This is a genomic window from Pedobacter heparinus (assembly GCF_032678725.1).
Taxonomy (GTDB): Bacteria; Bacteroidota; Bacteroidia; order Sphingobacteriales; family Sphingobacteriaceae; genus Pedobacter; species Pedobacter heparinus_A.
In genome coordinates this window covers 104805-129720 of the sequence record NZ_JAVTSC010000002.1, presented here as the reverse complement: position 1 = coordinate 129720, position 24916 = coordinate 104805, and the positions used below count along the sequence as shown (strand labels likewise).

The 24916-nt window shown below is 42.2% G+C and carries 24 protein-coding genes; 16 read left to right on the top strand and 8 right to left on the bottom strand.

Annotated elements, in window-relative coordinates; translation table 11 throughout:
* Position 1 precedes the first annotated feature (1 nt).
* Both R2Q85_RS03735 and R2Q85_RS03730 read right to left on the bottom strand, forming a co-directional pair.
* On the bottom strand, positions 2-928 hold the full coding sequence (locus R2Q85_RS03735; RefSeq protein ID WP_316810410.1) for a glycosyltransferase family 2 protein: 927 nt from the start codon (positions 926-928) through the stop codon (positions 2-4).
* A 68-nt stretch (positions 929-996) separates the two neighbouring features.
* Complete coding sequence (locus tag R2Q85_RS03730) at positions 997-2007, bottom strand: glycosyltransferase (RefSeq protein ID WP_316810409.1); 1011 nt, start codon at positions 2005-2007, stop codon at positions 997-999.
* A 126-nt stretch (positions 2008-2133) separates the two neighbouring features.
* Between R2Q85_RS03730 and R2Q85_RS03725 the strand changes: the two genes are divergently transcribed.
* Positions 2134-3009, top strand: coding sequence for a glycosyltransferase family 2 protein (locus R2Q85_RS03725; protein WP_316810408.1), 876 nt, complete (start codon positions 2134-2136; stop codon positions 3007-3009).
* On the opposite strand, the gene R2Q85_RS03720 is transcribed toward R2Q85_RS03725, so the two are convergent.
* Positions 3004-3825 (bottom strand): glycosyltransferase family 2 protein, encoded by an 822-nt coding sequence (locus R2Q85_RS03720; protein WP_316810407.1) that lies wholly within the window; start codon positions 3823-3825, stop codon positions 3004-3006. The genes R2Q85_RS03725 and R2Q85_RS03720 overlap by 6 nt on opposite strands.
* Positions 3826-3936: 111 nt before the next feature.
* Here R2Q85_RS03720 and R2Q85_RS03715 point away from each other — a divergent pair, with 111 nt between their 5' ends.
* Positions 3937-5127, top strand: coding sequence for a glycosyltransferase family 4 protein (locus tag R2Q85_RS03715; protein WP_316810406.1), 1191 nt, complete (start codon positions 3937-3939; stop codon positions 5125-5127).
* A gap of 2 nt (positions 5128-5129) precedes the next feature.
* On the opposite strand, the gene R2Q85_RS03710 is transcribed toward R2Q85_RS03715, so the two are convergent.
* A complete protein-coding gene (locus R2Q85_RS03710; RefSeq protein ID WP_316810405.1) occupies positions 5130-6971 on the bottom strand; it encodes an ABC transporter ATP-binding protein in 1842 nt (613 codons plus the stop codon).
* 130 nt (positions 6972-7101) lie between these two features.
* On the opposite strand from R2Q85_RS03710, the gene meaB reads away from it, so the two are divergent.
* From meaB to recG, 6 genes are all read left to right on the top strand, one after another.
* Entirely contained in the window at positions 7102-7992 is an 891-nt protein-coding gene (gene meaB, locus R2Q85_RS03705; protein WP_316810404.1) for a methylmalonyl Co-A mutase-associated GTPase MeaB, read from the top strand.
* 419 nt (positions 7993-8411) lie between these two features.
* Positions 8412-9749 (top strand): OmpA family protein, encoded by a 1338-nt coding sequence (locus R2Q85_RS03700; RefSeq protein ID WP_316810721.1) that lies wholly within the window; start codon positions 8412-8414, stop codon positions 9747-9749.
* 76 nt (positions 9750-9825) lie between these two features.
* Positions 9826-9960: a DUF6728 family protein gene (locus tag R2Q85_RS03695; RefSeq protein WP_316810403.1), complete on the top strand. Its 135-nt coding sequence runs from the start codon at positions 9826-9828 to the stop codon at positions 9958-9960.
* A 37-nt stretch (positions 9961-9997) separates the two neighbouring features.
* Positions 9998-10378 (top strand): RidA family protein, encoded by a 381-nt coding sequence (locus R2Q85_RS03690; RefSeq protein ID WP_316810402.1) that lies wholly within the window; start codon positions 9998-10000, stop codon positions 10376-10378.
* Positions 10379-10382: 4 nt separating this feature from the next.
* Complete coding sequence (locus R2Q85_RS03685; RefSeq protein ID WP_316810401.1) at positions 10383-11300, top strand: EamA family transporter; 918 nt, start codon at positions 10383-10385, stop codon at positions 11298-11300.
* 4 nt (positions 11301-11304) lie between these two features.
* Entirely contained in the window at positions 11305-13410 is a 2106-nt protein-coding gene (gene recG, locus R2Q85_RS03680) for an ATP-dependent DNA helicase RecG (RefSeq protein ID WP_316810400.1), read from the top strand.
* Here recG and R2Q85_RS03675 read toward each other — a convergent pair whose 3' ends face one another.
* On the bottom strand, positions 13411-14643 hold the full coding sequence (locus R2Q85_RS03675) for a serine hydrolase domain-containing protein (protein ID WP_316810399.1): 1233 nt from the start codon (positions 14641-14643) through the stop codon (positions 13411-13413). It abuts the gene before it with no gap.
* A 160-nt stretch (positions 14644-14803) separates the two neighbouring features.
* On the opposite strand from R2Q85_RS03675, the gene fumC reads away from it, so the two are divergent.
* From fumC to R2Q85_RS03640, 7 genes are all read left to right on the top strand, one after another.
* Positions 14804-16201, top strand: a complete 1398-nt coding sequence (gene fumC / locus R2Q85_RS03670; RefSeq protein ID WP_316810398.1) for a class II fumarate hydratase — start codon at positions 14804-14806, stop codon at positions 16199-16201.
* A 21-nt stretch (positions 16202-16222) separates the two neighbouring features.
* A complete protein-coding gene (locus R2Q85_RS03665) occupies positions 16223-16717 on the top strand; it encodes a fumarate hydratase (RefSeq protein WP_316810397.1) in 495 nt (164 codons plus the stop codon).
* Positions 16718-16729: 12 nt separating this feature from the next.
* Complete coding sequence (locus tag R2Q85_RS03660; RefSeq protein WP_316810396.1) at positions 16730-17557, top strand: S1/P1 nuclease; 828 nt, start codon at positions 16730-16732, stop codon at positions 17555-17557.
* 2 nt (positions 17558-17559) lie between these two features.
* Positions 17560-17997: a low molecular weight protein-tyrosine-phosphatase gene (locus tag R2Q85_RS03655; RefSeq protein ID WP_316810395.1), complete on the top strand. Its 438-nt coding sequence runs from the start codon at positions 17560-17562 to the stop codon at positions 17995-17997.
* Positions 17998-18025: 28 nt separating this feature from the next.
* On the top strand, positions 18026-18589 hold the full coding sequence (locus R2Q85_RS03650; protein ID WP_316810394.1) for a DUF1543 domain-containing protein: 564 nt from the start codon (positions 18026-18028) through the stop codon (positions 18587-18589).
* A gap of 57 nt (positions 18590-18646) precedes the next feature.
* Positions 18647-19321, top strand: coding sequence for a hypothetical protein (locus tag R2Q85_RS03645; RefSeq protein ID WP_316810393.1), 675 nt, complete (start codon positions 18647-18649; stop codon positions 19319-19321).
* A gap of 158 nt (positions 19322-19479) precedes the next feature.
* The gene (locus R2Q85_RS03640) at positions 19480-21660 is read left to right on the top strand and encodes a carboxy terminal-processing peptidase (protein ID WP_316810392.1); all 2181 of its coding nucleotides are present in this window, start codon (positions 19480-19482) and stop codon (positions 21658-21660) included.
* A gap of 53 nt (positions 21661-21713) precedes the next feature.
* On the opposite strand, the gene R2Q85_RS03635 is transcribed toward R2Q85_RS03640, so the two are convergent.
* The gene (locus tag R2Q85_RS03635) at positions 21714-22652 is read right to left on the bottom strand and encodes an SPFH domain-containing protein (protein WP_316810391.1); all 939 of its coding nucleotides are present in this window, start codon (positions 22650-22652) and stop codon (positions 21714-21716) included.
* 98 nt (positions 22653-22750) lie between these two features.
* Between R2Q85_RS03635 and R2Q85_RS03630 the strand changes: the two genes are divergently transcribed.
* On the top strand, positions 22751-22936 hold the full coding sequence (locus R2Q85_RS03630) for a hypothetical protein (protein WP_316810390.1): 186 nt from the start codon (positions 22751-22753) through the stop codon (positions 22934-22936).
* Here R2Q85_RS03630 and R2Q85_RS03625 read toward each other — a convergent pair.
* Both R2Q85_RS03625 and R2Q85_RS03620 read right to left on the bottom strand, forming a co-directional pair.
* Complete coding sequence (locus R2Q85_RS03625) at positions 22933-24036, bottom strand: CapA family protein (protein ID WP_316810389.1); 1104 nt, start codon at positions 24034-24036, stop codon at positions 22933-22935. The genes R2Q85_RS03630 and R2Q85_RS03625 overlap by 4 nt on opposite strands.
* A gap of 48 nt (positions 24037-24084) precedes the next feature.
* A complete protein-coding gene (locus R2Q85_RS03620) occupies positions 24085-24639 on the bottom strand; it encodes a C40 family peptidase (RefSeq protein WP_316810388.1) in 555 nt (184 codons plus the stop codon).
* Positions 24640-24916 lie beyond the last annotated feature (277 nt).

Sequence of the window (24916 nt, the reverse complement as noted above, 5' to 3'; positions counted from 1 at the left end):
GCTATTTATTTTTTTTCGCTGATTTTATTTTTTTCCAGTAAGCACTGATAAAGAGCTTATAATAAAGTGTTTTGGACGTTAAAGCTGTTTTGAACAGGTGTTCAGTTTGTTTCACCAGTTGCGGGTCAAGAGATGATTTGAGCGGATAATAGGCTTTAAAATGCATTTTAAAAGCCTTGTTGTAGTCCTTTTTGGAAATTAAGCCCCGCTGAAAAAAGGAATTGATAATTTTAAGGGCCTCAACATAGATCAGGCCACTTTTCATGGCTTTGCCGCTTACATCATTTTCATGTTTTCTAAAGTAATTGAGCAACCTGCCGCTGATATGGACTTTTCCCTGTCTGCATAAGTCCATCCAAAAGAACCAGTCTCCACAGAGTTTATAATTCTTGAATTCCGGCGATATCTTAGGAAAGAAATCCCGTTTCCATAGCACCATACTGGCATTATAGATTGGATTATGCAGCAACATCCTGTTTTTCATAAATGCGTTGCCGTCTGTTATCTCTGATAAGTAATGATCATGGGAAACCCAGTTGATCTTGTTTTCATCCTGAACGCAATAAGATTGACAATAGCTGATTACGCAGTTTTCATCCTTTTCTATACCATCGACCAGGTATTCCAACAGGTTAAGTTCACACCAGTCGTCACTTTCAGCTATCCAGATGTATTCGCCTTTTGATAAACTGATTCCTTTCTCCCACTGTTTAAAAGTGCTTCCGGTATTTTCTTCATTGTAAACAATTAGAGAGACTTTTGGATGTGACCTGTATTGTTCTATTATGGTTTTACTATGATCAGTTGAACAATCGTCCATAAGGATCACTTCAAAATCCTGGAAGCTCTGATTGACTACGCTTTCAATTCGCTGAACTAAAAAAGCGGCATGATTATAATTGGGAATAATTACGGATACTTTAGGCATGTGATGTGGAATGTGACTGAAAATAATAAAAGGAATGAATTGTTGCTGACAGGATGAATAAGAACGGACTAAGCAGACAGCCTGCCTTTCTTTTCAATCGCTATAATCGCTTGTTGAACCGGATCATCTCTGAATTCCATATGAAGTAAATATCTGATGATGTCTTTATGATGGCTGCGTTTTCTTCTGGTAGAAGCAAATAAAACTTTATAAAATGAAATCATTAAGAGGCCTAGCCTGTTCCATGGGTTTTTATCGAGCTGATGCTTTAAATCCCTGACAAAATGATATTTGGTTAAGATCTTACTGCATTCCTCAAAACCAGCTATTAATGAATCCCTATAGCTTGTTTCCAGTCTTTGCTGAGGAATATAATGATGAAAGACCAGTATGGGATCGTAGAAAAGTTTATAGCCTCTTAAAATGAGTCTCTGGCAATATTCAGAGTCTTCGCCAGCGGAAAGCTTTTCTCCGTTTCTGCCGGTAAGCAGAGAAGAAAATTCTTTGAAGGTATCTTTGTAGAGTGCCGTTCTTGTGCCCATGCCCGCCCCCCATAGGTAGCCTCTTGAAAAAGTCACATCGCCAATAATGTCTCCTTGTTTCCCAACGGCATATCCTTCTGCGTATTCATCAAACCAGGATGGAAATATGCCTGTATCATTTGTTTTGACTGATTGGCCGCCTACTGCTCCAATGGACGCATCTTTTTCGAGTATCGTATAAGTGTGTTGGACATAATCGGGAGCGAGCCAGTTGTCGTCGTCACAGATGATAAAATATTCGAATGAAGCAAGACTGGTGCCTTTTTCCAGCGCATTTATTTTTCCCGGCGTTGCTTCCAGGGATACCCTGAAACCGACATCTGGCAGATGATATTTCGCCCACTCTTTTCTGGCAGTATCAGCAGAGCCGTCTGTTGAGGCATTGTCAATGACGATGACCTCCCATTTGATATCACCAGTTACGGATTGTCTGGAGAGGTGCGCAAGTGTATCAGGTAATCTCCCGGCGCCGTTATAAGTACAGATCAGAACTGTTATACCCTTTTTATTCATTGCATGCTGGCGTAGATCATCCATCAATTTCGGCTCACCTGATTTATCAGATCTTTGAATCCGGTGCCTATATTAATAGATCAATTGCTAACTTTGCCAAAGTTAACAAAATGGTTCTTTTCTTATAAAGAATAAATTCTTATTTGGAATATGCTGGATAAATACCCCAAGATAACTGTTGTTACCCCTTCGTATAATCAGGGTGCCTTTTTGGAAGATACTATTGTTTCTGTTCTTGGCCAACAATATCCCAATCTGGAATATATTATTATTGATGGTGGAAGCACGGACAACTCGGTTCAGATCATTAAAAAATATGAGCAGCAACTGGCGTATTGGGTGAGTGAAATAGACAATGGACTTTATGATGCGGTGCAAAAGGGTTTTGCGCGGTCAACAGGGGAGATCATGTGCTGGATAAACTCTGATGATATGCACCATAGGAAGTCTTTAGTTACTGTGGCAGAATTATTCGCCTCATTGCCTGGAATTAACTGGATAATGGGTGCTAATACTTTTTATGATGAAGCGGGTAAAATGTTTATTCCTGATCCTGATATGTTTTATCACCGCTGGTCAAAATGGCGGATGTATGATCTCGACGGCAGGTTTATTCAGCAGGAATCTGTTTTTTGGAGACGCAGTTTGTGGGAGAAGGCCGGAGGATATGTAGACAGGGACCTTTCCCTTGCGGGGGATGCAGATTTGTGGTTGCGGTTTTTCAGGCATGAGCGTTTATATACCACAACGTTTATGCTTAGTGGGTTTAGGGTGAGGCGTAGTCAGAAGAGCAAGGATAATTTTAAAGAATATGTGGATGAGCTGAAAATGCTTGTTAAAAGAGAACTAAAACTTGGAAATGCCGGCTATTATTTATCCTTCATGCGTATCATCAGGTTCATTGCAAAATTGATCCCAATCCAAAAATTGAAGCATAGGCTTATTTACAGGGTGATGGGCATTACACCTAAGTTGACATATTCGCCCGGAACCGGCTATGACTTTGACCATAAATACAAACTATAAGTTTTTTTTGGGGAGGAATAAGTAGATCGCTTTGATAAAGATTTTTAATATTTTCCAGGATGCTGAATGCTTTTTTATCGCCAGTACCTGCTTAATTCTCTTGTTTTCCAGTTCCGAAAGTTGTTCGTAATCAGCAATAAACAGCGGGAAATACTTGTTCATCGAAATGCTGCGTTCTTCATATAAGGTTTTATAATTGGCAGAATCGGAGGAAAGTCCGTTGCCATCATAAATTGTAACCAGTAGGTTCAAATGTTTATAAGAGGCGTTTCGTTTGCATATGGCATAAATCATGAATTCCCAGTCGGATGCAATCCTGAAATGCTCATTGTAATAAAAGAATTTATCAAACAGTATTCTTTTGATGAAAGTAGCCTGGTGGGACAGGTTATCTGTGACAAAAAAATTGAAGCTGAGTTTTTCAGGGAATACGACCTTCGTGCTTTTTTTTGTGCGTTCAAAAATAATGTCACCGTAATAAATGTCATGGGTGCCGTCTATTTCCCGGGCAATTTTCTCCAGTACCTGTTCGTCGGCGAGGCAATCTCCGCTATTTAAAAATAGCAGGTAATCGCCCGTTGCTCTTCTGATCCCCTTATTCATGGCATGGTAAATCCCATGATCAGGCTCGCTTACCCAATAGCTGAAATGATCCTGATGCTCCTGTAGCAATTGTTTACTGCCATCTGTACTGTTCCCATCTATTAATATAAACTCCATGTTTTTAAAAACCTGGCCTATAACGCTGTTGATCGTTTTTTGCAAACCAGCCTTATTATTGTAGTTGACGGTAATTATTGAAATTTTGTCACGCATAACAGCCATTATAGGGATTGATTTTGGTGTGGAATAAACTCCGAAGATAATAATCGGGATTCAAATATGTATTATTGCAGTTCAATGTTGTTGGATAAATAGATTGATTCCATGAAAAAAATTGCCCTTATTGTGCAGCGGTATGGTTTAGCCGTAAATGGCGGTGCAGAACTTCATTGCAGGATTTTGGCAGAGCAGCTGAGATCCTCCTATGATGTAGAAGTATTGACTTCGTGTGCAAAAGAATATACCACCTGGGCAAATGCATATCCTGAAGGTCCATCTGAAGTTAATCGCATCAAATTAAAGCGGTTTGCGGTGCCCTATGAGCGGAATCCTGTTAAATCGCGAAGGTTGTTTAAGAAAATGAGGTTGAACAGGATTTTTCCTTTTTATGGAAATGCGCAGGTTTTGGCAGAGGAGTGGTCTAAACAACAGGGCCCTTACCTGCCGGGCCTGATCAGCTATCTTAAAGCCCATGAAAAGGATTATGATGCACTGATCTTTTTTACTTATCTGTATTATCCAACTTTTTGTGGCTTGAGGGTTGCTCCTCATAAATCCATACTTATTCCTACTGCACATGATGAATCGGCAATTCATCTTCCTGCATACAAGGAGTTTTTTAAATTGCCTGCCGCAATATTATACAATACGCTGTCTGAAAAGAAGCTGGTGAATCGTTTGTTTAACAATGAGGAAATTTACTCAGACATCGTTGGTGTCGGTATGGATGAAGTTGCTGAAAAGGATATCCCTGTTGCTGCTGAGATTTTAGGGTCTGAAGACCGGTATTTAATTTATATCGGCAGAATTGATGCCGGAAAAGGGTGTGAGTTGATGCTCGATTATTTTTTAAAGTATAAAAAGTTAACAGGTCACCAATTAAAAATGGTGTTGCTGGGAAAGTCATTTATGAAAATTACTGAACACCCCGATGTGATTTATCTGGGCTTTGTGGAGGAAGACATAAAGCGGGCCTTACTAAAACAGGCAGAGGCCCTGATCATGCCTTCGTATTATGAGAGCTTATCCCTGGTTACGCTGGAGAGCATGCAGCTTGGTGTACCGGTTATTGTAAATGCGCGTAGCGAAGTTTTAAAAGACCATGTAGAAAATAGTGGTGCAGGATATGCTTTCACAAGTTTTCCTGGTTTTAAATTCGCTGTGGATGAGGTACTAAATAATGAGCAGATGCTCGGGTTGATGCGGTTAAAGGCTAAAAAATATGTCAATGATCATTACAACTGGAAGCTGGTACTTCACAAAATAGAAAAAGCAGTTACAGCGATATCGGGTTAATTTTATTCTTCAAAAGTCTGCATATCTATCAGTCTTTTGTACAGACCTTCATTTTTCATGAGTTCGATGTGAGAACCCTGCTCCACTACTTTCCCTTTATCCAATACAATAATGGTATCGGCATTCTGGATGGTGGACAGGCGGTGGGCAATAATTAAAGAAGTACGGTTTTCCATGAGTTTGTAAAGCGCATCCTGTACAAGTTTTTCTGATTCGGTATCCAATGCTGAAGTGGCCTCATCCAATAACATGATCGGAGGGTTGCCCAATATAGCCCTTGCGATACAGAGTCTTTGTTTTTGTCCCCCTGATAAACGGATGCCACGGTCTCCCACAAAAGTTTGGTAGCCATCTTCTGAATCCATGATAAAATCGTGGGCATTGGCTATTTTAGCTGCCCTGGTCACTTCTTCAAGAGTGGCTTCTGGTTTGGAAAAGGCGATGTTATTGAAAATGGTATCGTTAAATAAGATCGATTCCTGGTTTACAAAGCCCATCTGGCTCCTTAAAGAATCCGTATTTACATCTCGTATGTTTACGTCGTCAATATAGATGTCCCCTTTTTGTGGTTCGATAAACCGAGGTAACAGGTCCATTAAGGTAGATTTTCCGCCTCCCGAAGGACCTACAAGGGCAACTGTTTTGCCTTTGGGAATTTCTATATTGACCTGATTTAATACGGCGCGTTCTCCATAGGCAAAGGATACATCGGTAAACTTTATCGATTGTTTAAAAGATTTTATGACCACTGCATCAGGTTTATCAACCATTTCGGGTTTGGTATCGATCAGATCTAACACACGTCTGCCAGCCGCTAATCCGGTATGTATGGCACTAAACGCATCAGACAGTGCTTTTGCAGGGCGGGTAACCTGAGAGAAGATAGCGATATAGGCAATAAATTCTGATGAGGTCAGGGAAGATTGCCCCGTTAATACCATAGAACCACCAAAATAGACAATTCCGGCTACCATCATTACCCCCAGAAATTCCGATACGGGAGAAGCCAGCTGTTGCCTGCGAACCATTTTTCGGGTAATGTTAGAATAGTTGACGTTCTCCTGGTGAAAACGGGCTTTGACATATTCAGTAGCATTAAAGGCTTTCACGATTTTAATGCCGGACAAGGCTTCATCCAGGTATCCCAGCATGGTGGCGAAGGTTTCGTGTGCTTTGGTAGCCTGCTGCCGTAAACGTTTTACGATTTTGGCTATAATCAATCCTGATATGGGAATAACCAGTAAAGAAAATAAAGTGAGTTTTACCGATATGGCAAACAGGAAGATGATATATACAATTAATGTTACCGGTTCTTTAAATACAACCTGTAAAGTATTGGTCACCGTAAATTGTACCACCTGTACATCTGAGGAGACTTTGGAGATGATGTCTCCCTTGCGCTGGCTGTTAAAAAAGCCAATGTGTAGATTCATCACATTGTTAAAAACAGATTTTCTTAAGCTTAACAAGGTATGGACACGAAGATCTTCCATAATCCTGTTAGAAAAGTATTTAAAGATATTAGACAACAGTACCGAGATCACAATAACAATGCACACAAACTTTAAGGCCCCCTGAGGGCCATAGTTCGTTACATAATAGTTTGTTTCTTCCCTGAAACGCGCCATAATATTCCACCAGTCTTTATCTTGGATGCTAACTGGATTAATGGCTTTTGCGCTTGCTATAACAGCCTGACTATTAAATAAGGTGTCCAATAGCGGAACGAGCAAAGCCAGGTTTAATGTATTAAACAGGATATAAAGCAGGGTTGTAATGACATAAGGGATGGCAAATTTTTCAATCGGCTTTGCATACGCTAATAATCTGAAATAGTCTTTCATTTAAGAATTTGAAATTTACCAAAGGTAAGGATTTACAAGCATGTTCAAAATAAGGGCATCATGGGTACTTTATCTACAGTGCTGGCCTGCTAAGAATAAAATTTGTTTCTTTGTAAATAAGGAAGCTGTAATGAATACCCATTTGTCACTTATCACAGAAATTAAGCAAGGAAATTTTAATGCTTTGGCCAGGGCAATCACGCTTGTGGAAAATGACATTGCTCCGGCTGCGGCATTGTTAAGGGCCATAGAGCTGGATGCTAAGGTTCCGGTGATTGGCATTACAGGGCCGCCGGGGGCGGGTAAAAGTACACTGGTTAACGCGCTTACTGCGCAAATGGTTAAACAGGGGAAAAAGGTGGCGATCCTGGCTGTTGATCCTACATCTCCTTTCAATTTTGGTTCTTTGCTCGGAGACAGGATCAGGATGTCCCAGCAATTCAATAACCCTGATGTTTACATCCGGTCGCTGGCCACCCGGGGTGCATTGGGTGGGATTTCTGCAAAAACAATAGAGATTGTAGATGTGCTTAAGGCCGGTGGATTTGACCTGATACTGGTGGAAACCGTGGGTGTCGGACAATCAGAAGTGGAAATTGCGGGGCTTGCTGATAAGACCGTCGTTGTCCTTGTGCCCGAATCGGGGGATGAAATCCAGCACATCAAATCGGGATTGATGGAGATTGCCCAGGGCTTTGTGGTGAATAAGGCCGATCGGGATGGCGCGGATGCTTTTGCCAATAAGCTGAAAAAACTGGTTTACCAGCAGCACCAGGTGATCCCCGTTTTTAAAACAGTAGCAGATAAAGAACAGGGCATTGCAGCGTTATGTGATTGGTTGCTGCAGCCTGTGCAGGCGACAGACGACCGCAGGTCTTTTTTAATGACAGAAAAAGCGTTTAAAATTATACAGCATTACCGCATGGCAGATCTGGACAGGAAGAAACTGCAGGAAGCCATTGCCGGAGCAATGAAAGACCCGGGTTTTAACATCTATCGCTTTACGGACAACTGGATCTGATAGCGGCATCATTTGTGTGCGGTTTCGTTAACGTTAAATCTGTTTATTTTAAATACCTGGCCTTTGACTGTCGCATTTGGTTATTGACCTGTCTTAAAAAAAGGACTTTGCTGTATCATGGATTAGGACAATAGATAAAGCGGTTTTTAATCGGATATGTAATTTTAAATGAACAGGAAGGTGTACTTTAAACACGTTTTGTAGCTGAATTATTTTTTTTGGTGCTGTAAAAATGCCTTTTTTGACCAGTTAAGCGTTGTTTTTTTTGCTTAATTATCCTTAAATGAGCTTATTTATTGATTCTTTAGAAGTTTGGAACGGAGTTTGTATAAGTGTTTTGAGAATTTAAAAATTTGTTTAATTTTGCTACACAAAAAAATTATACAATTAAAATTTGTTTAACCTTAAAAAAGAAAATTATGAATTATTCTACTTTAAAAAAGGGTCTAGCAGTTTCTTTTGTTGCTTTAATGGGAGCTACTTCCATTGCTAGCGCACAAGATGCAGCTGCGACTTCTTCTTCTGCCAAGGTATTTGGTGGAGGCGGTCAGTACAGAACGTGGTCTTTAGGTGTTAACGGTGGTGTTCTATCTCCATTTGTTGCTATCGGTGGATCAAACGATTTTACTAATGCTGACGTAAACCTGGGTTACGGTATCTCTTTGAGAAAACAATTTGGTCACGTAATTGGCGTGGAAGGTAATGTTTTCCGTGGTAAAGTATCTGGAAACAACAAAGATGCTCCTAGTGGTATGGTAAACGGTATCAGTGAATTTGAAACTGAATTGGCTTATGCTGCAGATTTAAGAGCAGTTTTCAACATTGGATCTATTGATTTCCTACGTCGTGAAAACTCTGTTAACTTCTTCTTAACTGCTGGTTACGGTGCTGCTGCTTACAGAACTGCATTGAATGGTGCTGATGTGAAAGACGTACCAGAAAACAAAGGTGATAACGGTGATAAAAAATACATCAAAGAAGCTTATATCCCGGTTGGTGCTGGTGTTAAATTCAAAGTTTCTGAGCGTGTATCCTTTAACTTAGGTTATACCATGCACTTCTTAGACGGAGATAACTTTGATGGTGTTTACGCTAAAGGTACTTCCAAAGATAAATTCTCTTATGGATATGCTGGTTTAGAATTCTCATTAGGTTCTAAATCTAAATCAAACATTGACTGGGTTAACCCATTGGCTGTAATGTATGATGAATTGAAAGATCCTTCATTACGTCAGGAAGTTGAAGCTTTGAAAAACCGTGTGTCTAACATCGAAAAATCTGTTGAAGATTTGAAAAAAGATAGCGATGGTGACGGTGTAGCTGATCAGTTTGATAAATGCCCAGGTACTCCAGCTGGTACTGCTGTTGATGGTTCAGGATGTCCTCTACCTAAAGCACCAGAGCCTACTGCTGTTGCAACTGGTAACTTAACTGGTTTTGAAACTATCCAATTTGAATTCAACTCTTCAGTTTTAAAAACTGAGTCTTATCCTACTTTAGATAAATTATCTTCAGTATTGCGTGAAAACGGTGGTAAAGTAACTGTAAACGGTTACGCTTCAAGCGAAGGTACTGCTGCATACAACCTGAAATTGTCTAAAGACAGAGCTAACTCTGTTAAAACTTACTTAGTTAACTCTGGTGTTAACGCTAGTCAAGTTGTAACTAAAGGTAATGGTGAAGCTAACCCAGTTGCTTCTAACGATACTGAAGAAGGTCGTATCCAGAACCGTCGTGTTGAATCAGCTAGAAACTAATATTTCTAATTAAATACGAAAAAAGAGGGCTTCAGTTTTGAAGCCCTCTTTTTTTTATTTATACCTTTGTATAAGTATGTATCTATTTAGAAAAAAAGACCCGAACAGGCCTACAAATATCAACATCAAAATCATGCATATCATTAATGCAACGGCTATCATTATGTTTGCAGCGGGGATATTGTGGAAGCTGATCGAGACTTTCTTTTAACGGCGGATAGCTTCATGATCTTTAAAACAATCTTCTCATGAAAAAAATAATAAATACCACAAATGCCCCTGCTCCAATCGGACCATATAACCAGGCTACATTGGCCGGAGGTTTTTTGTTCCTGTCCGGACAGATCGCCATTAATCCTGCCTCGGGTGAACTGGTTCAGTCTTCTGTTTCGGAAGAGACCCATCAGGTGATGAGAAATATTAAAGCCGTGTTACTGGAGGCTTCTTATGGTTTCGGAGATGTGGTTAAAACAACCATTTTCTTAGCTGATATGAATTTGTTTGCTGAAGTAAACGAGATTTACGGCTCCTATTTTGAAACCGACTTTCCTGCCCGGGAGACCGTTGCGGTTAAAGGCTTGCCTAAAGGCGTTAATGTGGAGATTTCCATAACCGCATTTAAAGGTTAATGCTTTGCCGAAATCAAGTTTACGGTATTTTTTCGCTGGCATTTCATCTGCTGTCATTTGGGGATTTTTCTCTATTCCTTTAAGAAACCTGAAGGGTTTTCCTGCGGAAGAGATCTTGTATTACCGTATTTTTACTTCCCTGCTGGTCATCTGGCTGACCATCTTTATATTCAGAAAAAAACAGCTTAAAGCGGATCTGGCGTATTTATCAGCCATTGATCCCAAACAAAGGCGAAATATTTTATTGCAGCTGCTGGGGGCTACACTCTTGCTGACCGGCAACTGGTATACGTATATTTTTGCCGTAAATAATGTCAGCTTGCAATCGGCTGCCTTTGCCTATATGGTTTGTCCGCTGATCACAGCCTTTGGCGGGTTCCTGATTTTAAAGGAAACACTTTCCCGCTTAAAGCTGGTATCGCTTGGTATTGCTTTATTGAGTATTTTACTCCTGGCTACTGGCTCGTTTATAGAGGTCTTGTGGTCGGTAATTATTGCTACCTTGTATGCTTTTTACCTGATCATCCAACGCAAAATGCAGCATCTGGACAAATTAAATATACTTGCAGTTCAAATTGGTTTTGCAGTAATACTGATGCTGCCCTTTTACCTGGCCAGACATAACGGGATCCCGCAGGATTTGTGGTTTTGGGGTAACATTATAATAATTGCTGTTTTCTTTACCGTTATACCCCTGTTTTTAAGTTTATACGCGTTAATCGGCATTCCATCATCTACATTGGGTATTATCATTTATACCAATCCGATCATTGCTTTTGCTGTAGCTATTTTTTATTTTGATGAGCAGTTAGATGGGCACAAGTTGTTTGCTTACCTACTGCTGCTTGCATCGGTAGTTGTATTTAATTGGAGCATTTTAAAAGATATCCTTACATTTAAGCGGAAACCATCAAATATTTAAAGCTTTGTTTGCATCTTCCTTAGCTACAACTATCGAATTTTTAAAGGGTGTAGGACCCAGGCGCGCTGAACTTTTACAGAAGGAGCTTGGTATCTTTACCTATGAACAGCTGCTCAACTATTTTCCTTTCCGGTATATTGACAGGACCAGGTTTTATAAAATTAATGAGTTAAGTGCAGAGCTTCCTTATGTTCAGGTGTTGGGAAGGATTACCGCCAAGGAGCAAACCGGAGAAAAGCATAAAAAACGGATAGTAGCTAAATTGACGGACGAAACCGGTACGCTTGAACTGGTATGGTTCCAAAGTTTAAAATGGGTTGACGAGCATGTAACAAAGGGTAAGGTATATATTGTTTTTGGTAAGCCCACGGTTTTTAACGGCAACTTCAGCATTTCGCACCCTGACCTGGAAAACTATCCGCGGCCTGCAAATGTTACGGGAAATTTAAGGCTGCAGCCGGTTTACAATTCTACAGAGAAATTAAAGAAGTCTTTTCTGGACAGTAAAGGTATCCAGAAATTGCAGGCCCTGTTGCTGGAGCAATATCTTTACGAGGTTAAAGAAAACATACCACCTTATATCCTTCAAAAATATCAGCTGATCTCCAAAAGGGAATCGATCTTAAATATTCATTTTCCTAGAGATGTGAAGATATTGAAGCAGGCGGAAAGCAGGCTGAAATTTGAAGAGCTTTTTTTTATACAACTGCAGTTGCTGCACAATAAGCAGCTCCGGGAACTGAAGTTTAAGGGACATTTGTTTGGCAGTGTCGGAGCGCGGGTAAATACATTTTACAAAGAGATCCTTCCCTTTGAACTCACCAGTGCCCAGAAACGGGTTATCAAGGAAATCAGGCTGGATACGCAGCGTGGCATTCAAATGAACAGGCTGGTGCAGGGAGACGTAGGGAGTGGCAAAACTGTGGTGGCCCTGATGAGTATGCTGCTGGCCAGTGACAATGGATACCAGGCCTGTATGATGGCCCCTACGGAGATCCTGGCCCGCCAGCATTATGAATCTATTGTTTCCTTGCTGAAAGACCGCTTGGTTAAGGTGGCTATACTTACTGGCAGTACGACAAAGAAGCAAAGGACTTTGCTGCATGCGGGGCTTGAAGCCGGTGAAATAGATATATTGGTGGGAACCCATGCTTTGATTGAGGATAAGGTGGTGTTTAAAAACTTAGGGATGGTGGTGATTGATGAGCAACACCGCTTTGGTGTGGAGCAAAGGGCAAAGCTTTGGCGCAAAAATGCCATACCACCACATATTCTGGTGATGACTGCTACGCCCATACCACGGACATTGGCCATGACCATGTATGGTGATCTGGATGTGTCTGTGATCGACGAACTTCCTGCAGGCAGGAAGCCTATTGAAACCAGGCATTTGTTTGAAGGGCAGCGCCTGAGGATGTTTGGCTTTATGAAACAGGAAATTGCCAAAGGCAGGCAGGTCTATGTGGTTTACCCATTGATCAAGGAAAGCGAGAAACTGGACCTGCTGCATTTAGAAGCCGGGATAGAGCAGATGGGATACCAGTTTCCACGACCGGATTACCAGATCAGTATCGTACACGGTAAGATGAGCAATGCGGACAAGCAATATGAGATGCAGCAGTTTATTGATGGAAAGAGCCAGATCATGGTGGCTACGACGGTTATAGAGGTTGGCGTTAATGTGCCCAATGCATCTGTGATGGTCATTGAAAATGCGGAGCGTTTTGGGCTTTCACAATTGCACCAGCTGAGAGGCCGGGTGGGTCGTGGTGCAGAACAGTCTTTTTGCATCCTGATGTCGGGTAATAAATTAAGTGCAGACGGAAAACTGCGGCTGGAGACCATGGTGAAGACGAATAACGGATTTGAGATATCGGAGATCGATCTGCAGCTTCGCGGGCCTGGTGATATTACCGGAACGCAACAGAGTGGTGTGCTGGAATTGAAGCTGGCAGACCTGGCAAAAGACCAGCTCATTTTACAGGAAGCAAGAAATACGGTCATTGCAATCCTTGCGGCAGACCCACATCTGGAATTGCCGGAAAACAGTTTGCTGAAGACTTACTTGTCTAAAAGAAAAAGCGGCATTGCCTTCGATAAAATTTCCTGATTAATCTTCATCACTTCCCGGTAAGGAACCTGCCCCCGAATAGGCGCCCTTACGGATAACCGGCATTTTGAGGTATTTGTACAGTTCGTCCAGGTGCATCAGGCTGCCATTGGTCAGGTTCCCTAAAAAGATGACGACAATGTCTTTCTGGACATCGCGCACATAAATGTGCCTGAAGCCATGCCACCAACCGGTATGGTAAACAACTTTCTGGCCCTTACTGCCATCGAACATACGCCAGCCGTAACCATAATTGAAATGACCGTTTACAGGTTTGTTGCGGCCCTTGAAGGCAGAATCGAGGCTTTTTTGCGTAAGCAGGCGGCCGTTCTTTAAATACTTGTCATATAAAACCAGGTCGTGCAAAGTACTGTAAATGCCTTTGTCACCTACAGGGCCATCTAAGAAATTCTGGGCAACGGAATAGCGCCAGGTACGGTCGTGGCCTACCACATCTACAGGGATTTTTTCATATTCTGTGGTTGAATAGACATGCGTATGTTTCATCCCGGCAGGTTTAAATACATATTCCATCATGTACTGGGAAAAGCGCTTGCCGGTTATTTTTTCTACGATGGCGCCCAGCACCATAAAGTTGGAGTTGTTGTAATGGAAACGGTTATTGGGTTTGGTGTATGGGTTGGGTTTTTTCTCCGCAATAATTTCCATAACTTCCTGGTTGGATACCCCCTTTTTCATGTTGCGTTTTTCTTTACGCCAGATGTCGTCGATGAAATAAACATAATTCATCATCCCGCTGCGGTGTGACAGCAGTAATTCTACAGTGATCCCATCGTAGGGGAAGTTGGGATAGAATTTTTTTACATCGTCGGTTAGTTTTAGTTTCCCGGCTTCAACCAATTGCATGATGGCAACACCTGTGAAGGTTTTGGTGATGGAGGCCAGTTCAAATTCTGAGTTGATTTTGAGGCTGTCCCTGTGCAGGTAATCTGCCCAGCCGATCGCTTTTTCGTAAAGGATCTTTCCGTCTTTCGCCACCAGCATATTTCCATTGAAGCCATATTTTTTATGCAGGTTCTGTACAAAATCTGCAATCCATTTGTCTCCTTTAGCGGGGTTATACAACAACAACAGGCTATCGGCTTTGTCGTCTGCTGCAACCCTTACTTTTTTATCAGCTTCGGCCTTTTTAGCTTTTTCTTCGGGAGTTGAACAAGATGAGCAGGATAAAATGGTTATGGACAGGATCAGGGTTAGCAGATGAAACTTCATGAAGAATTGCAATACGGGTTAAAAAGTCGAAAATTAAGGATTTTTAACCCTTTAAACGTAAAAGAGTTTTAAACATTATATCATTTGTGTTTTATTAGTTACATAAATACAATCCAATGAGGTACAAAAACCTTAAATTTGCGGCATTAAAATAAACACTATGAATTTTAGAACCGAACACGATACGATGGGTGAAGTGCAGGTGCCTGCTGATAAATATTGGGGTGCTCAAACTGAACGTTCAAGAAATAACTTTAAGATTGGCCCGGAGGCTTCTATGCCTAAGGAGATCATTCATGCTTTTGGCTATCTGAAAAAAGCAGCAGCACTGGCGAATACTGAACTCGGTGTTTTAACACCCGATAAAGCGGACCTGATCGCAAAAGCCTGTGATGAGGTCATTGCGGGAAAACTGGATGATCAGTTTCCTTTGGTGATCTGGCAAACAGGTTCGGGTACACAAAGTAACATGAATGCCAATGAGGTGATTGCTTATCGTGCGCATGTGTTAAATGGTGGTACACTGGCCGACGGGAAAAAAGTGCTGCACCCAAATGATGACGTGAATAAATCCCAGTCTTCTAATGATACTTATCCAACCGCGATGCACATTGCAGCTTATAAACAAGCTGTAGAAGTTACGCTTCCGGGGCTGGAGAAATTGCATCAGACGCTTGTTGCAAAGTCTGAAGAATTTGCCAATATCGTTAAAACCGGCCGTACCCATTTTATGGATGCAACTCCTTTAACACTTGGACAAGAGTTTTCTGGTTATGCACAGCAGGTAAGCAATGGCATCAGAGCCGTTAAAAATGCCCTGGTTATGATTACTGAGCTGGCACTGGGCGGTACTGCAGTGGGCACAGGGTTAAATACCCCTAAAGGTTATGATGTTCTGGTTGCAAAAAAAATAGCTGAATTGACAGGTTTACCTTTTGTAACCGCGCCCAATAAATTCGAGGCATTGGCAGCACATGATGCGATGGTGGAACTTTCGGGGGCTTACAAGCGCATCGCTGTATCTTTAATGAAAGTGGCTAACGATATAAGGATGTTAAGCTCTGGGCCACGTTCTGGCATTGGGGAGATCATCATCCCTGACAATGAGCCTGGATCTTCTATAATGCCCGGAAAGGTGAACCCTACACAGCCGGAAGCGCTGACAATGGTTTGCGCGCAGGTAATTGGAAATGATGTTGCGGTCAGTATAGGAGGGGCTACAGGTCATTTTGAACTGAATGTTTTTAAGCCGGTAATTGCGGCCAATGTTTTACAATCCGGACGTTTGATCGGTGATGCCTGTGTTTCGTTTAATGACCATTGTGCTGCGGGGATTTTGCCAAATCTTCCTGAGATTAAAAAACATCTTGAAAATTCATTGATGCTGGTTACGGCGCTCAATCCACATGTTGGTTATGAAAATGCAGCTAAAATTGCTAAGAAAGCACATAAAGAAAATAAAACGTTAAGGGATGCTGCGGTTGAGCTGGGCTTGTTGAGCGGAGCGCAATTTGACGAGTGGGTTCGCCCGGAAGATATGGTTGGCAGTTTAAAATAAATCAGAATCAGCCGGATGGGTATGTTGAGATTGGCTTTTTTTCTGCTGTTTATTTTAAGCGTTACAGCTGCATGCAGAAGGTTACCCAACCTGCAGGGTGAAGGAGCGGCTTTAATGCAGGGCGTATGGAACCAGGACAGCATCGCCAATGCGGATAAACTGTTGAGTTATACCCGGCATAAATTTAAGTTTACCTGCGATTCATTTTATGTAGACCTGACCACGCATTCCAAGGTAAATTACTATACAGATTCCTGCTTTAACGGCGGGATCTGGAAAGAATATGCAAAAGGTGTATATGCAGTAAGAGGGGATAGCCTGTTTTTGGAAGGTACTTATACCAAAGCCAATTATAAACAGAAAATATCTGGCTGTTACCAGATCGGGCGGTATATCAAATCTTTCTACATCAGGTCTTCTGCACCGGGTCAGCTGCAGCTGGAAAGTGTGAATGACCAGCGGGAATGTAACCTGGTTTTAAAGGAGCAGATCATTTGTAAGCCTAAAGCTTTGTAAACATCAAAACCGATGAAAAAATATAACAGATCAATGAACAACAATATCATTAAGAAGGTGAGTAAGGCCATCCTGGTGCTTGCCATTAGCTTATACCTGCCATTGAATGCTGCTGCCTGGGGCATGCTCGGTCATCGTATTGTTGGTCAGATTGCCGAAAGTTACCTGAGCAGTAAGGCGAAGAGAGGGGTAAAGGAAGTACTGGGAAATGAACGACTGGCCATGGCCAGTAACTGGGGCGATTTTATCAAATCGGATCCTGCCTATGATTACCTGTACAACTGGCATTTTGTAAACCTGCCGGCGGGGCTGGACAAACAAGGGGTTTTTGACTTTTTAACTAAAGAAACTTCGCCGAATGTATACAATAAGATACCCGAAATGATGGCTGTTTTAAAGAACAGGCAAAGTACTCCTGAGGAGAAAAAGCTGGCCATGCGTTTATTGATCCATCTGGTTGGGGATCTAAATCAGCCGATGCATACGGCAAGGAAGGAAGATCTGGGTGGCAATAAGGTATATGTGACCTGGTTTGGTGAAAAATCCAACCTGCATAGGGTTTGGGACGAATCGCTGATCGGATATCAGCAACTAAGTTATACAGAATATGCCAGTGCCATTAACTATCCTTCGGAAGATCAGCTGAGCAGCTGGCGGAACAGTTCCCTAAAGGATTTTGTTTATGGATCTTATGAGGCCTGTAACCGGATTTATGCAAATGTGAAACCGGAAGAAAGATTGAGCTACAAGTATAATTTTGAGTTTGTGGGCTTGTTAAATGAGCAGCTGTTAAAAGGGGGCATCTGTTTGGCCAATCTCCTTAACGATATTTATAAATAGTGATGAAGATATTGATGGTTTGCCTGGGAAATATCTGCCGTTCTCCACTGGCAGAGGGCATCATGAGGCACCTGGTAAATGAGCAGCACCTGGATTGGGAAATTTCCTCGGCCGGAACTGGTGACTGGCATGTAAACCAACCCGCAGATCGCAGAAGTATTGCGGTTGCCAGGAAATTTGGTTACGATATTTCTGCCCAGAGGGCCAGGCATTTCCATGCAGGTTTTTTTGACGAATTTGATCATATCCTGGTGATGGACCAGAACAATTTTAGAGATGTACTGGGGCTGGCCTCAAATGAGGAGCAGCGGAAAAAGGTAAGGTTGTTTTTAGCCGGCGAACTGGAGGTGACTGATCCTTATTACGATGACAGTTTGTTTGAGCCTGTATTTTTAGGAATAGAGGCGCGTTGCCGGCAGCTCATTAAAGAACTGAAGTAATTAAAGCAGGGTGTTTGCAAAATAACAAATGATGGAATCACTGAAACTTTTTATGGTTTTGCTGGGCTGTAAGCCAGCTGGGAGACATACCGAACAGCACGACATTTTTTTTGCCATAGGGGATTCTCTGGCCGATCTGAAACCTGCTATGACCGGTTTTTGGCCGGAAGCCAACGGAAAGATACATATTGATGCCTGGCGGGAAGTGAATGTGGTGGACGGCTATCAATTGAAAATTGTACCTGCAGCAGCCGATGCTGGTATGAGGGAGCACAGGCTTTTTTTTATTAATCTTGGCGGGTATAAGAAAGGAGAGTTTGAAGAGCAACATTATAAAATGCTGGTGGTTGCGCGCAATCTTGCGGAAGCTACCCGTATGGCTAAAAATACTGCATTTTATAAGCATACCGGTTTTGAAGGGGCAGTTGCCCACATTGATGATAAATATGGTGTGGATGTGGATGATGTCTTTGAAATTGAGGATGTGCTGCCCGCAAATGTCAGGCAGAGGTTCAGCTTGCAGCTGAGGGCGGATAGCGATGCCCCGGACGATGAAATAAAGCTGGGCTATATCCCGTTAAGTAAGGTTTAGCGGTTGGCTTTGATTTAGTTTACAGCTGCTTACTTAAAATTGTTATATCTTTATCGAATGAACAAAATTTGTTTACTGTTGATTTGCTCGTTACTGTCCAATTGGACAATGTCGCAAACCAATACTTTTTTGTCGCAGCAACCGGCTAGCGGAGCCATCAACATTGTGGTTTCTAATCTGGAGGAAAATGACGGCGATGATTATTTTGCTGAGGCAGAAAAGAATGAAAGGCGGGGAGATTTAAATGATGCCATTACCTTATTTGGCAAAGCGGCATTTGAGTACAACAGCGCAAAAAAGTTTACACAGTATGGTTCCGCATTGCTGAGACTGGCTAATGTTCATTTTTTAATGGCGCATTATTCGGAAGCAGAACAGGTTACCTTGAATGTTGCGCTTAAAAACTATGCGAAGATTGGCAGTAAAACCGGTCAGATGGAATCTTATGGTCAGCTCGGTAAAATATATTTTGCAGCCAATAAACTGACGCAGTCTTTATGGTTTTATACGCAGCAGGGTATACTTGCCCAGCAGGTTGGCAACAGCAACGCATACATAGATTCCATTTTGGGCCTGGCACAGGTTAAAACAAAGAAAAAAGAATATACACTGGCGGCCAGAGACCTGAACCGGGCCGAACTGTTAGCGAAGTCTTCCAGCCTGAGCAGGTTTAAGACCCAGATCAGGGAGGCAAGGGCCCAGATCCCTGCCAAAGCCGGCGCTAAGAAGTAATTGATTGCCAAATAAATTGTATCAAAAATAGTTTTTTTGTATAATTGATTGTATAGTAATTGACTATTTTGGTATGTTTACAGAAAAGAGACAGTATTATTACTGTCTCTTTTCTGTTTATTTATGAAATTGGTATCATATTAGTGTGAGATATAAAAATGGATTTTAAAATTGTTAAAGAGATGTTGAAAAAGATATTACTGGTAACCTTTACTGCCGCTGTTCTTGCCTGTCACGCAGCTCCTAAACCACAGCCAATGGTTCAGGGCGTAAGCAATATCCTGCCTGATGAAAAGCAAGCTCTGGTATGTAAGGAAATCGTGGGCCTGATTGAAAATTACAATTACAAAAAAATAAAAGTGAATGATTCTATTTCTTCACTGGTTCTGGACAAGTACATCAAGTCGCTTGATCCTTATAAATATTATTTCCTTGCGGCGGATATTAAAGAATTCGAGAAGTTCAGGTATACACTGGATGATGATTTCCGTAACGGAGAACTGAGCGCACCGTTTTATATTTTTAATGTTTACTTAAAACGGTACAATGAATTTATAAATTATGCCTTTACCCAGATCAAAGCAAAACAGAATTTTGGACAGAATGAGACTTACGTGTTTGATCGCGAAAAAATGCCATGGACAACTGCCAAAGCAACGCTGGATGAGCTTTGGAGAAAAAGGGTTAAGTATGAACTGGTAAACCTGAAAATTGCCGGTACAACGGAGGTTAAAAATGTAGAAACCTTAACCAAAAGATACGAATCGCTTAAATCGCAGGCATCCAAGCTAAATAACCAGGATGTTTTTCAGACGATTATGGATGCCTTTACGGAGACCATTGACCCGCATACCAATTATTTCAATCCGACAAATGCACAACAGTTTAATGAAGAGATGGCGCGTTCTTTTGAGGGCATCGGCGCCAGACTTCAGCTGGAAAACGAAATACTTAAAATTGCTGAGGTGATCCCGGGTGGCCCTGCTTTTAAAAGCAAGCTGTTAAGCGCCGGAGACAGGATCATCGGTGTTGCACAGGGGGATGCTGAATTTGAAGACATTATAGGTTGGAGAATAGAAAGCTCAGTGGCTAAAATTAAGGGACCTAAAGGAACAAAAGTTCGTTTAAAGATCATCCCTGTGGGTATGGAAATGTCTTCCAAGCCGGTAATTATTGAACTGGTACGGGAGAAGATCGTAATGGAAGATCAGTCGGCCAAAAAGAAAATACAAACGATCCAGTCCAATGGAAAGCCTTACAAAATCGGGATCATTACTGTGCCGGCCTTTTATGCAGATTTTAAGGCAGCAAATGCCGGCGACCCTAATTATAAAAGTACTACACGTGATGTAAGGTTGCTGATTGATACACTAAAGAACCGGGATAAGGTGGATGCCATAGTCATGGATCTCCGGGCAAATGGCGGGGGCTCCTTAGTAGAGGCTATAGACCTTACCGGTCTATTTATTGATAAGGGACCAGTGGTTCAGGTAAAAGACCTGAGGAACAGCATAGAAGTTAATGAGGACAATAACCCAGGTGTGGCCTGGAGCGGGCCTTTTGGAGTGATGATTGACCGTTTGAGTGCTTCTGCATCAGAGATCTTTGCCGGGGCAATTCAGGATTATGGCCGCGGAATTATCATGGGTACACAAACTTATGGTAAAGGAACGGTCCAGTCTTCCATTGATATGAACAAAGTGGTCAACCCGTCTATTCTTCAAAGGCTGGCCGCCCTGGTAGGTAAGAACGGAGGCATCCTGAAAACAGAGAAGGAAGGTGTTCAGCTGGGGCAGATTAACCTGACCATGGCTAAGTTTTACCGGGTAACGGGAAGCAGCACGCAGCATAAGGGTGTAATACCTGATATTGAGTTCCCGTCTATTTATCCAATGGATAAAATAGGGGAAGATACAGAGCCTTCTGCTTTGCCCTGGGATGAGGTGAAACGGTCTAACTTTACAGCGGTCGCCAATTTGACGCCGGTTAAACCAGGACTGATTGCCTTACATAAGGAACGGATGGCAAAGTCGCTGGATTATAAAGTAATGGAGCAGGATATTGCTGATGCCAAAAAACGGGAAGGAGAAGTTTCCGTTTCCCTGAACGAAACCAAATTGAAAGCAGAGCGGGATAGCCTGGAAGCAAAGAACTTGGCAAAGATCAATTCTTTAAGGGTTTCCAGAGGATTGGCCCCTGTGAAAAAGGGAGATAAAATTAAGAAAGAAGAAAACTTTGATTTTATACAGGACGAGAGTTTACGCGTCATGGCGGATTTCATGCAGGTTACTGATCCAGCCGGCAAGGGGCTGGTAAAAACGCAGAGCGGTGTCTATTAGCTATTCCTGATCAAATAAAAAAGGCAGCCAAGGCTGCCTTTTTTATTTATCGTTTATTTGTCCGGTTTACTCTGGTTTTCTTTTTGTAGCTGCATGGCCATCATTTCTTTCATCGTGCGGTTCATGCCTTCGGTTGACCCATCCAGGAAGATCACGTTGCCTTCACTGTTCTCGGCAAATTGTTTGATGGATTCTGTCCACATGGTGAAAAGAATGACAGAGATGTCCAGGTTCGCCTCTTCCATTTCCATTGCAGCCTTGGTCATGCCATGGGCAACTTCGGCCCGGAACAAGGCAATGCCCTGTCCGCGCAGCTGGGCGGCTTCGCGTTCAGCGGCAGCAGCAATTTTTATGGCGTTACCATCTGCTTCTGCTCCTTTGGTTTTGGTGATCAGTAAAGCCTGGCCTTCATTCTCTGCGGCGGCTTTTAGGTTATTTGAGGCCACAACGCGGCTCATCGAACGCATGATCTCTTCGTCGAAGGTAATGTCGTTCAGCTGCAGGTCTTGCAGGTGATAGCCCCAGCTTTCCAATACCTGGTCTATCTGATGTTTAACATGATCTACGATTTCATTGCGCTGTGCCAATACGTTTGCCTGCTTTTGTGTAGCCACATAGGCCCTGATCGAACCTTCTATGGTACGGATGAGCGCCTGCATCAGATTGGTCGAATCAACGAATTTAAAAGCCACATTTTTAATGGTTTCCTCATCGTGATTGATCACTGAGTAGAGCAGCATGGCCTTAAAATATACATTGGCCTGGTCTTGCGTAACAGCCTGAAATGACAATTCTACAGATCGGTTCTGTATAGAGATCCTGGAATGTATCGTCTCAATTAAGGGGATTTTAAAGCTGAGCCCAGGGCTTAAGAGCCGCCGGTATTTTCCAAATATGGTGATTACCGCAATTGTTCCTTGTTTAACGGTAACAAAAGAACTCAACAGGATAACGACCGCAAGGAAAAGAAAGATGTAAAGTGAATAACCCATAAGATTGTTTAAATGGTGAATAGATCTTTCAATATACGGAAATTTTACATACTGGCACCGATATTGCATGCACCTCTCTTGAAACTAAATGTAACATTATGAACGTTAAAAGGACTTTTGGAACCATCCTGACAATTCTGGGTATAATTGGTCTTATTTATGCCGGGTACGGGTTTATACAACATAGCCTGCAGAGCCGGGAATTGGCCGTGGCTGCGGTGATAGGGGTGATATTCTTTGTCTCAGGAATCGGTTTGGTGAAGAACACCAAGGACGAAGCCTAATTTTTCTTTTGTTCAATATGCCCCCTTCCGGAAAAGACCAGGTTGTGTTCCGGGAAGTCTGCATTTGTTAAGAACCTCAGTTTTTTGAACGCATTGTCCGCTGGATCGAGTGTCAGGCGACTGATCTTATCCTGTTTTACAGATACGATGTCGGCAAATAAGAATTCTCCCCTGGCGTTGATCTTAAGTTGCAGCAGGGGCGCAAAGCCATTGGGGCCTTTAAGACTGAACATGCCATAGGTGCAAAAATTGCCCAGGCTGTAAGCAATAAACTTTTGCTTATATACTTCTACTGCCCGGGTAACATGTGGGCCATGGCCCAGTACCACATCGGCACCGGCATCAATTACGGCATGGGCAAATGCGTAAACGTCGCCCCTGTTCTCCTGGTAAAATATTTCCTTCTTTCTGGGTACATGTTCAAAGCGGGCACCTTCTGCGCCACCATGAAAGGAAACGATGACAATGTCGGCCTGTTCTTTTAAGCGGGCTACCAGCTGCTTCGCACTATCGGTCTGGTTAATAGAAAGGGTATTTTCATTTGGTGCAAAAGCGCAGAAGGCATATTTCACACTGTCTTTTTCGAACAGGCTTGAAGGATGGGATTGTAAGCCGGCATAATGGATGTTCAGCGAATCGAGAATTTCTGTGGTACGCCTGCGGCCTTTTAACCCAAAATCCCCGACATGATTGTTCGCGATGCTCAGCAAGTTGAACCCAGCCTTTTTAATGATACCCGCATAGCGTTCAGGCATCCTGAATGCAAAGCAACTGTTGCTGTTGGGATCTTTGCATTTGGTCGATTTGCCATTGTTGAGCAGGCAGCCTTCGAGGTTGCCAAAAACAATATCCCCCTGCAAGAGACTGTCTACTGCTTTAAAGCTGTCTATTGCATCATCTGGCGGTAAATTGGATCTGTCGGGGTAGGCGGAGCCAATCATGATATCGCCAACCGCAACAATGGAAATGGTGTCTTTTTTGGCAATTATAGGAGTGTCTGGCTCAATCTGAGGAAGCGGGGCGCTTGAGGTGCTGCTTGCACAGCTTAAATAAGCCACAGCAATGCCAATAGTTAGCAAACTGATTACTGGAAATTTCATTTCATTTTATAAAACCATCATGAGCGCCTGCAAACAGCAACGATATGGCTATTCCTGGATCAGGTCTTCCTTTACCTCATCTAATATCCGGCCGCCCTTGTAAAAATACCTGGAGTAATAGGGCTCATTTAAATTGCTGATGACCACACCCCTGCTAGATGAAGCATGGGCAAAGCGGTTGTCGCCAAGATAAATTCCGATATGGGTGATGCTTCTGCTTTTTATCTTAAAGAAAACCAGGTCTCCTTCTTTCAGTTCATCTTTTGGCAATGGGTCGACCATGCTAAAGATATCCCTCGAATTGCGGAGTATGGTTGTGTTGAAAACTTTATCGTAAATGGCTTTGGTGAATGCTGAACAATCAATTCCTTTTTGCGTATTTCCACCAAATCTGTAAGGTGTGCCAATCCATTCGTAGATGAATTTGTACAGCTTCACATTTGAGGTTGCATCTACCGCAACACCCATAACCTGTGAAAAATATTGGGAAGCTAAATTGTCAGGATCTGCTAATTTATTGGTCTCTTTTGTTTTTGTTTGTGCGTTTAATGCGGTAAAACTGCATAAACCAATGAGGGAAGAAAACAGAAACTTTTTTATCATGTTATACTGTTAAGTTTGGGTATGATTCACTTACACTTAAACGTACACCACTAGGGCTTATTGTTAGGATGTCAAAACTAGGTATTTTACAAATGTTATCCAAATGTAATATATATAATCACAAAAGTTATCAACATTTTTGGCAAAGTGTTCTTTTTTTTTGTACCATATAAGTTTCGGCGACTTAGGATTTAGCTGCAACTTATGATGGTTTATGGTCAATATGTTTGCTTTATATTTGCTAAGATGTGCATAAGTGCTAATATTGACCGGGTTA

Excerpts from the sequence above, each read along its gene's own strand:
- R2Q85_RS03725 (WP_316810408.1), top strand. The coding sequence starts at position 2,134 with ATGCTGGATAAATACCCCAAGATAACTGTTGTTACCCCTTCGTATAAT.
- R2Q85_RS03650 (WP_316810394.1), top strand. The coding sequence starts at position 18,026 with ATGATGGAATCACTGAAACTTTTTATGGTTTTGCTGGGCTGTAAGCCA.
- R2Q85_RS03675 (WP_316810399.1), bottom strand. The coding sequence starts at position 14,643 with ATGAAGTTTCATCTGCTAACCCTGATCCTGTCCATAACCATTTTATCC.
- R2Q85_RS03710 (WP_316810405.1), bottom strand. The coding sequence starts at position 6,971 with ATGAAAGACTATTTCAGATTATTAGCGTATGCAAAGCCGATTGAAAAA.
- meaB (WP_316810404.1), top strand. The coding sequence starts at position 7,102 with ATGAATACCCATTTGTCACTTATCACAGAAATTAAGCAAGGAAATTTT.
- R2Q85_RS03630 (WP_316810390.1), top strand. The coding sequence starts at position 22,751 with ATGAACGTTAAAAGGACTTTTGGAACCATCCTGACAATTCTGGGTATA.
- R2Q85_RS03665 (WP_316810397.1), top strand. The coding sequence starts at position 16,223 with ATGTTGAGATTGGCTTTTTTTCTGCTGTTTATTTTAAGCGTTACAGCT.
- R2Q85_RS03690 (WP_316810402.1), top strand. The coding sequence starts at position 9,998 with ATGAAAAAAATAATAAATACCACAAATGCCCCTGCTCCAATCGGACCA.
- R2Q85_RS03645 (WP_316810393.1), top strand. The coding sequence starts at position 18,647 with ATGAACAAAATTTGTTTACTGTTGATTTGCTCGTTACTGTCCAATTGG.
- R2Q85_RS03620 (WP_316810388.1), bottom strand. The coding sequence starts at position 24,639 with ATGATAAAAAAGTTTCTGTTTTCTTCCCTCATTGGTTTATGCAGTTTT.
- R2Q85_RS03735 (WP_316810410.1), bottom strand. The coding sequence starts at position 928 with ATGCCTAAAGTATCCGTAATTATTCCCAATTATAATCATGCCGCTTTT.
- R2Q85_RS03715 (WP_316810406.1), top strand. The coding sequence starts at position 3,937 with ATGAAAAAAATTGCCCTTATTGTGCAGCGGTATGGTTTAGCCGTAAAT.
- R2Q85_RS03660 (WP_316810396.1), top strand. The coding sequence starts at position 16,730 with ATGAAAAAATATAACAGATCAATGAACAACAATATCATTAAGAAGGTG.
- R2Q85_RS03655 (WP_316810395.1), top strand. The coding sequence starts at position 17,560 with ATGAAGATATTGATGGTTTGCCTGGGAAATATCTGCCGTTCTCCACTG.
- R2Q85_RS03625 (WP_316810389.1), bottom strand. The coding sequence starts at position 24,036 with ATGAAATTTCCAGTAATCAGTTTGCTAACTATTGGCATTGCTGTGGCT.
- R2Q85_RS03695 (WP_316810403.1), top strand. The coding sequence starts at position 9,826 with ATGTATCTATTTAGAAAAAAAGACCCGAACAGGCCTACAAATATCAAC.
- R2Q85_RS03640 (WP_316810392.1), top strand. The coding sequence starts at position 19,480 with ATGGATTTTAAAATTGTTAAAGAGATGTTGAAAAAGATATTACTGGTA.
- R2Q85_RS03635 (WP_316810391.1), bottom strand. The coding sequence starts at position 22,652 with ATGGGTTATTCACTTTACATCTTTCTTTTCCTTGCGGTCGTTATCCTG.
- R2Q85_RS03730 (WP_316810409.1), bottom strand. The coding sequence starts at position 2,007 with ATGGATGATCTACGCCAGCATGCAATGAATAAAAAGGGTATAACAGTT.
- R2Q85_RS03700 (WP_316810721.1), top strand. The coding sequence starts at position 8,412 with ATGAATTATTCTACTTTAAAAAAGGGTCTAGCAGTTTCTTTTGTTGCT.
- fumC (WP_316810398.1), top strand. The coding sequence starts at position 14,804 with ATGAATTTTAGAACCGAACACGATACGATGGGTGAAGTGCAGGTGCCT.
- R2Q85_RS03720 (WP_316810407.1), bottom strand. The coding sequence starts at position 3,825 with ATGCGTGACAAAATTTCAATAATTACCGTCAACTACAATAATAAGGCT.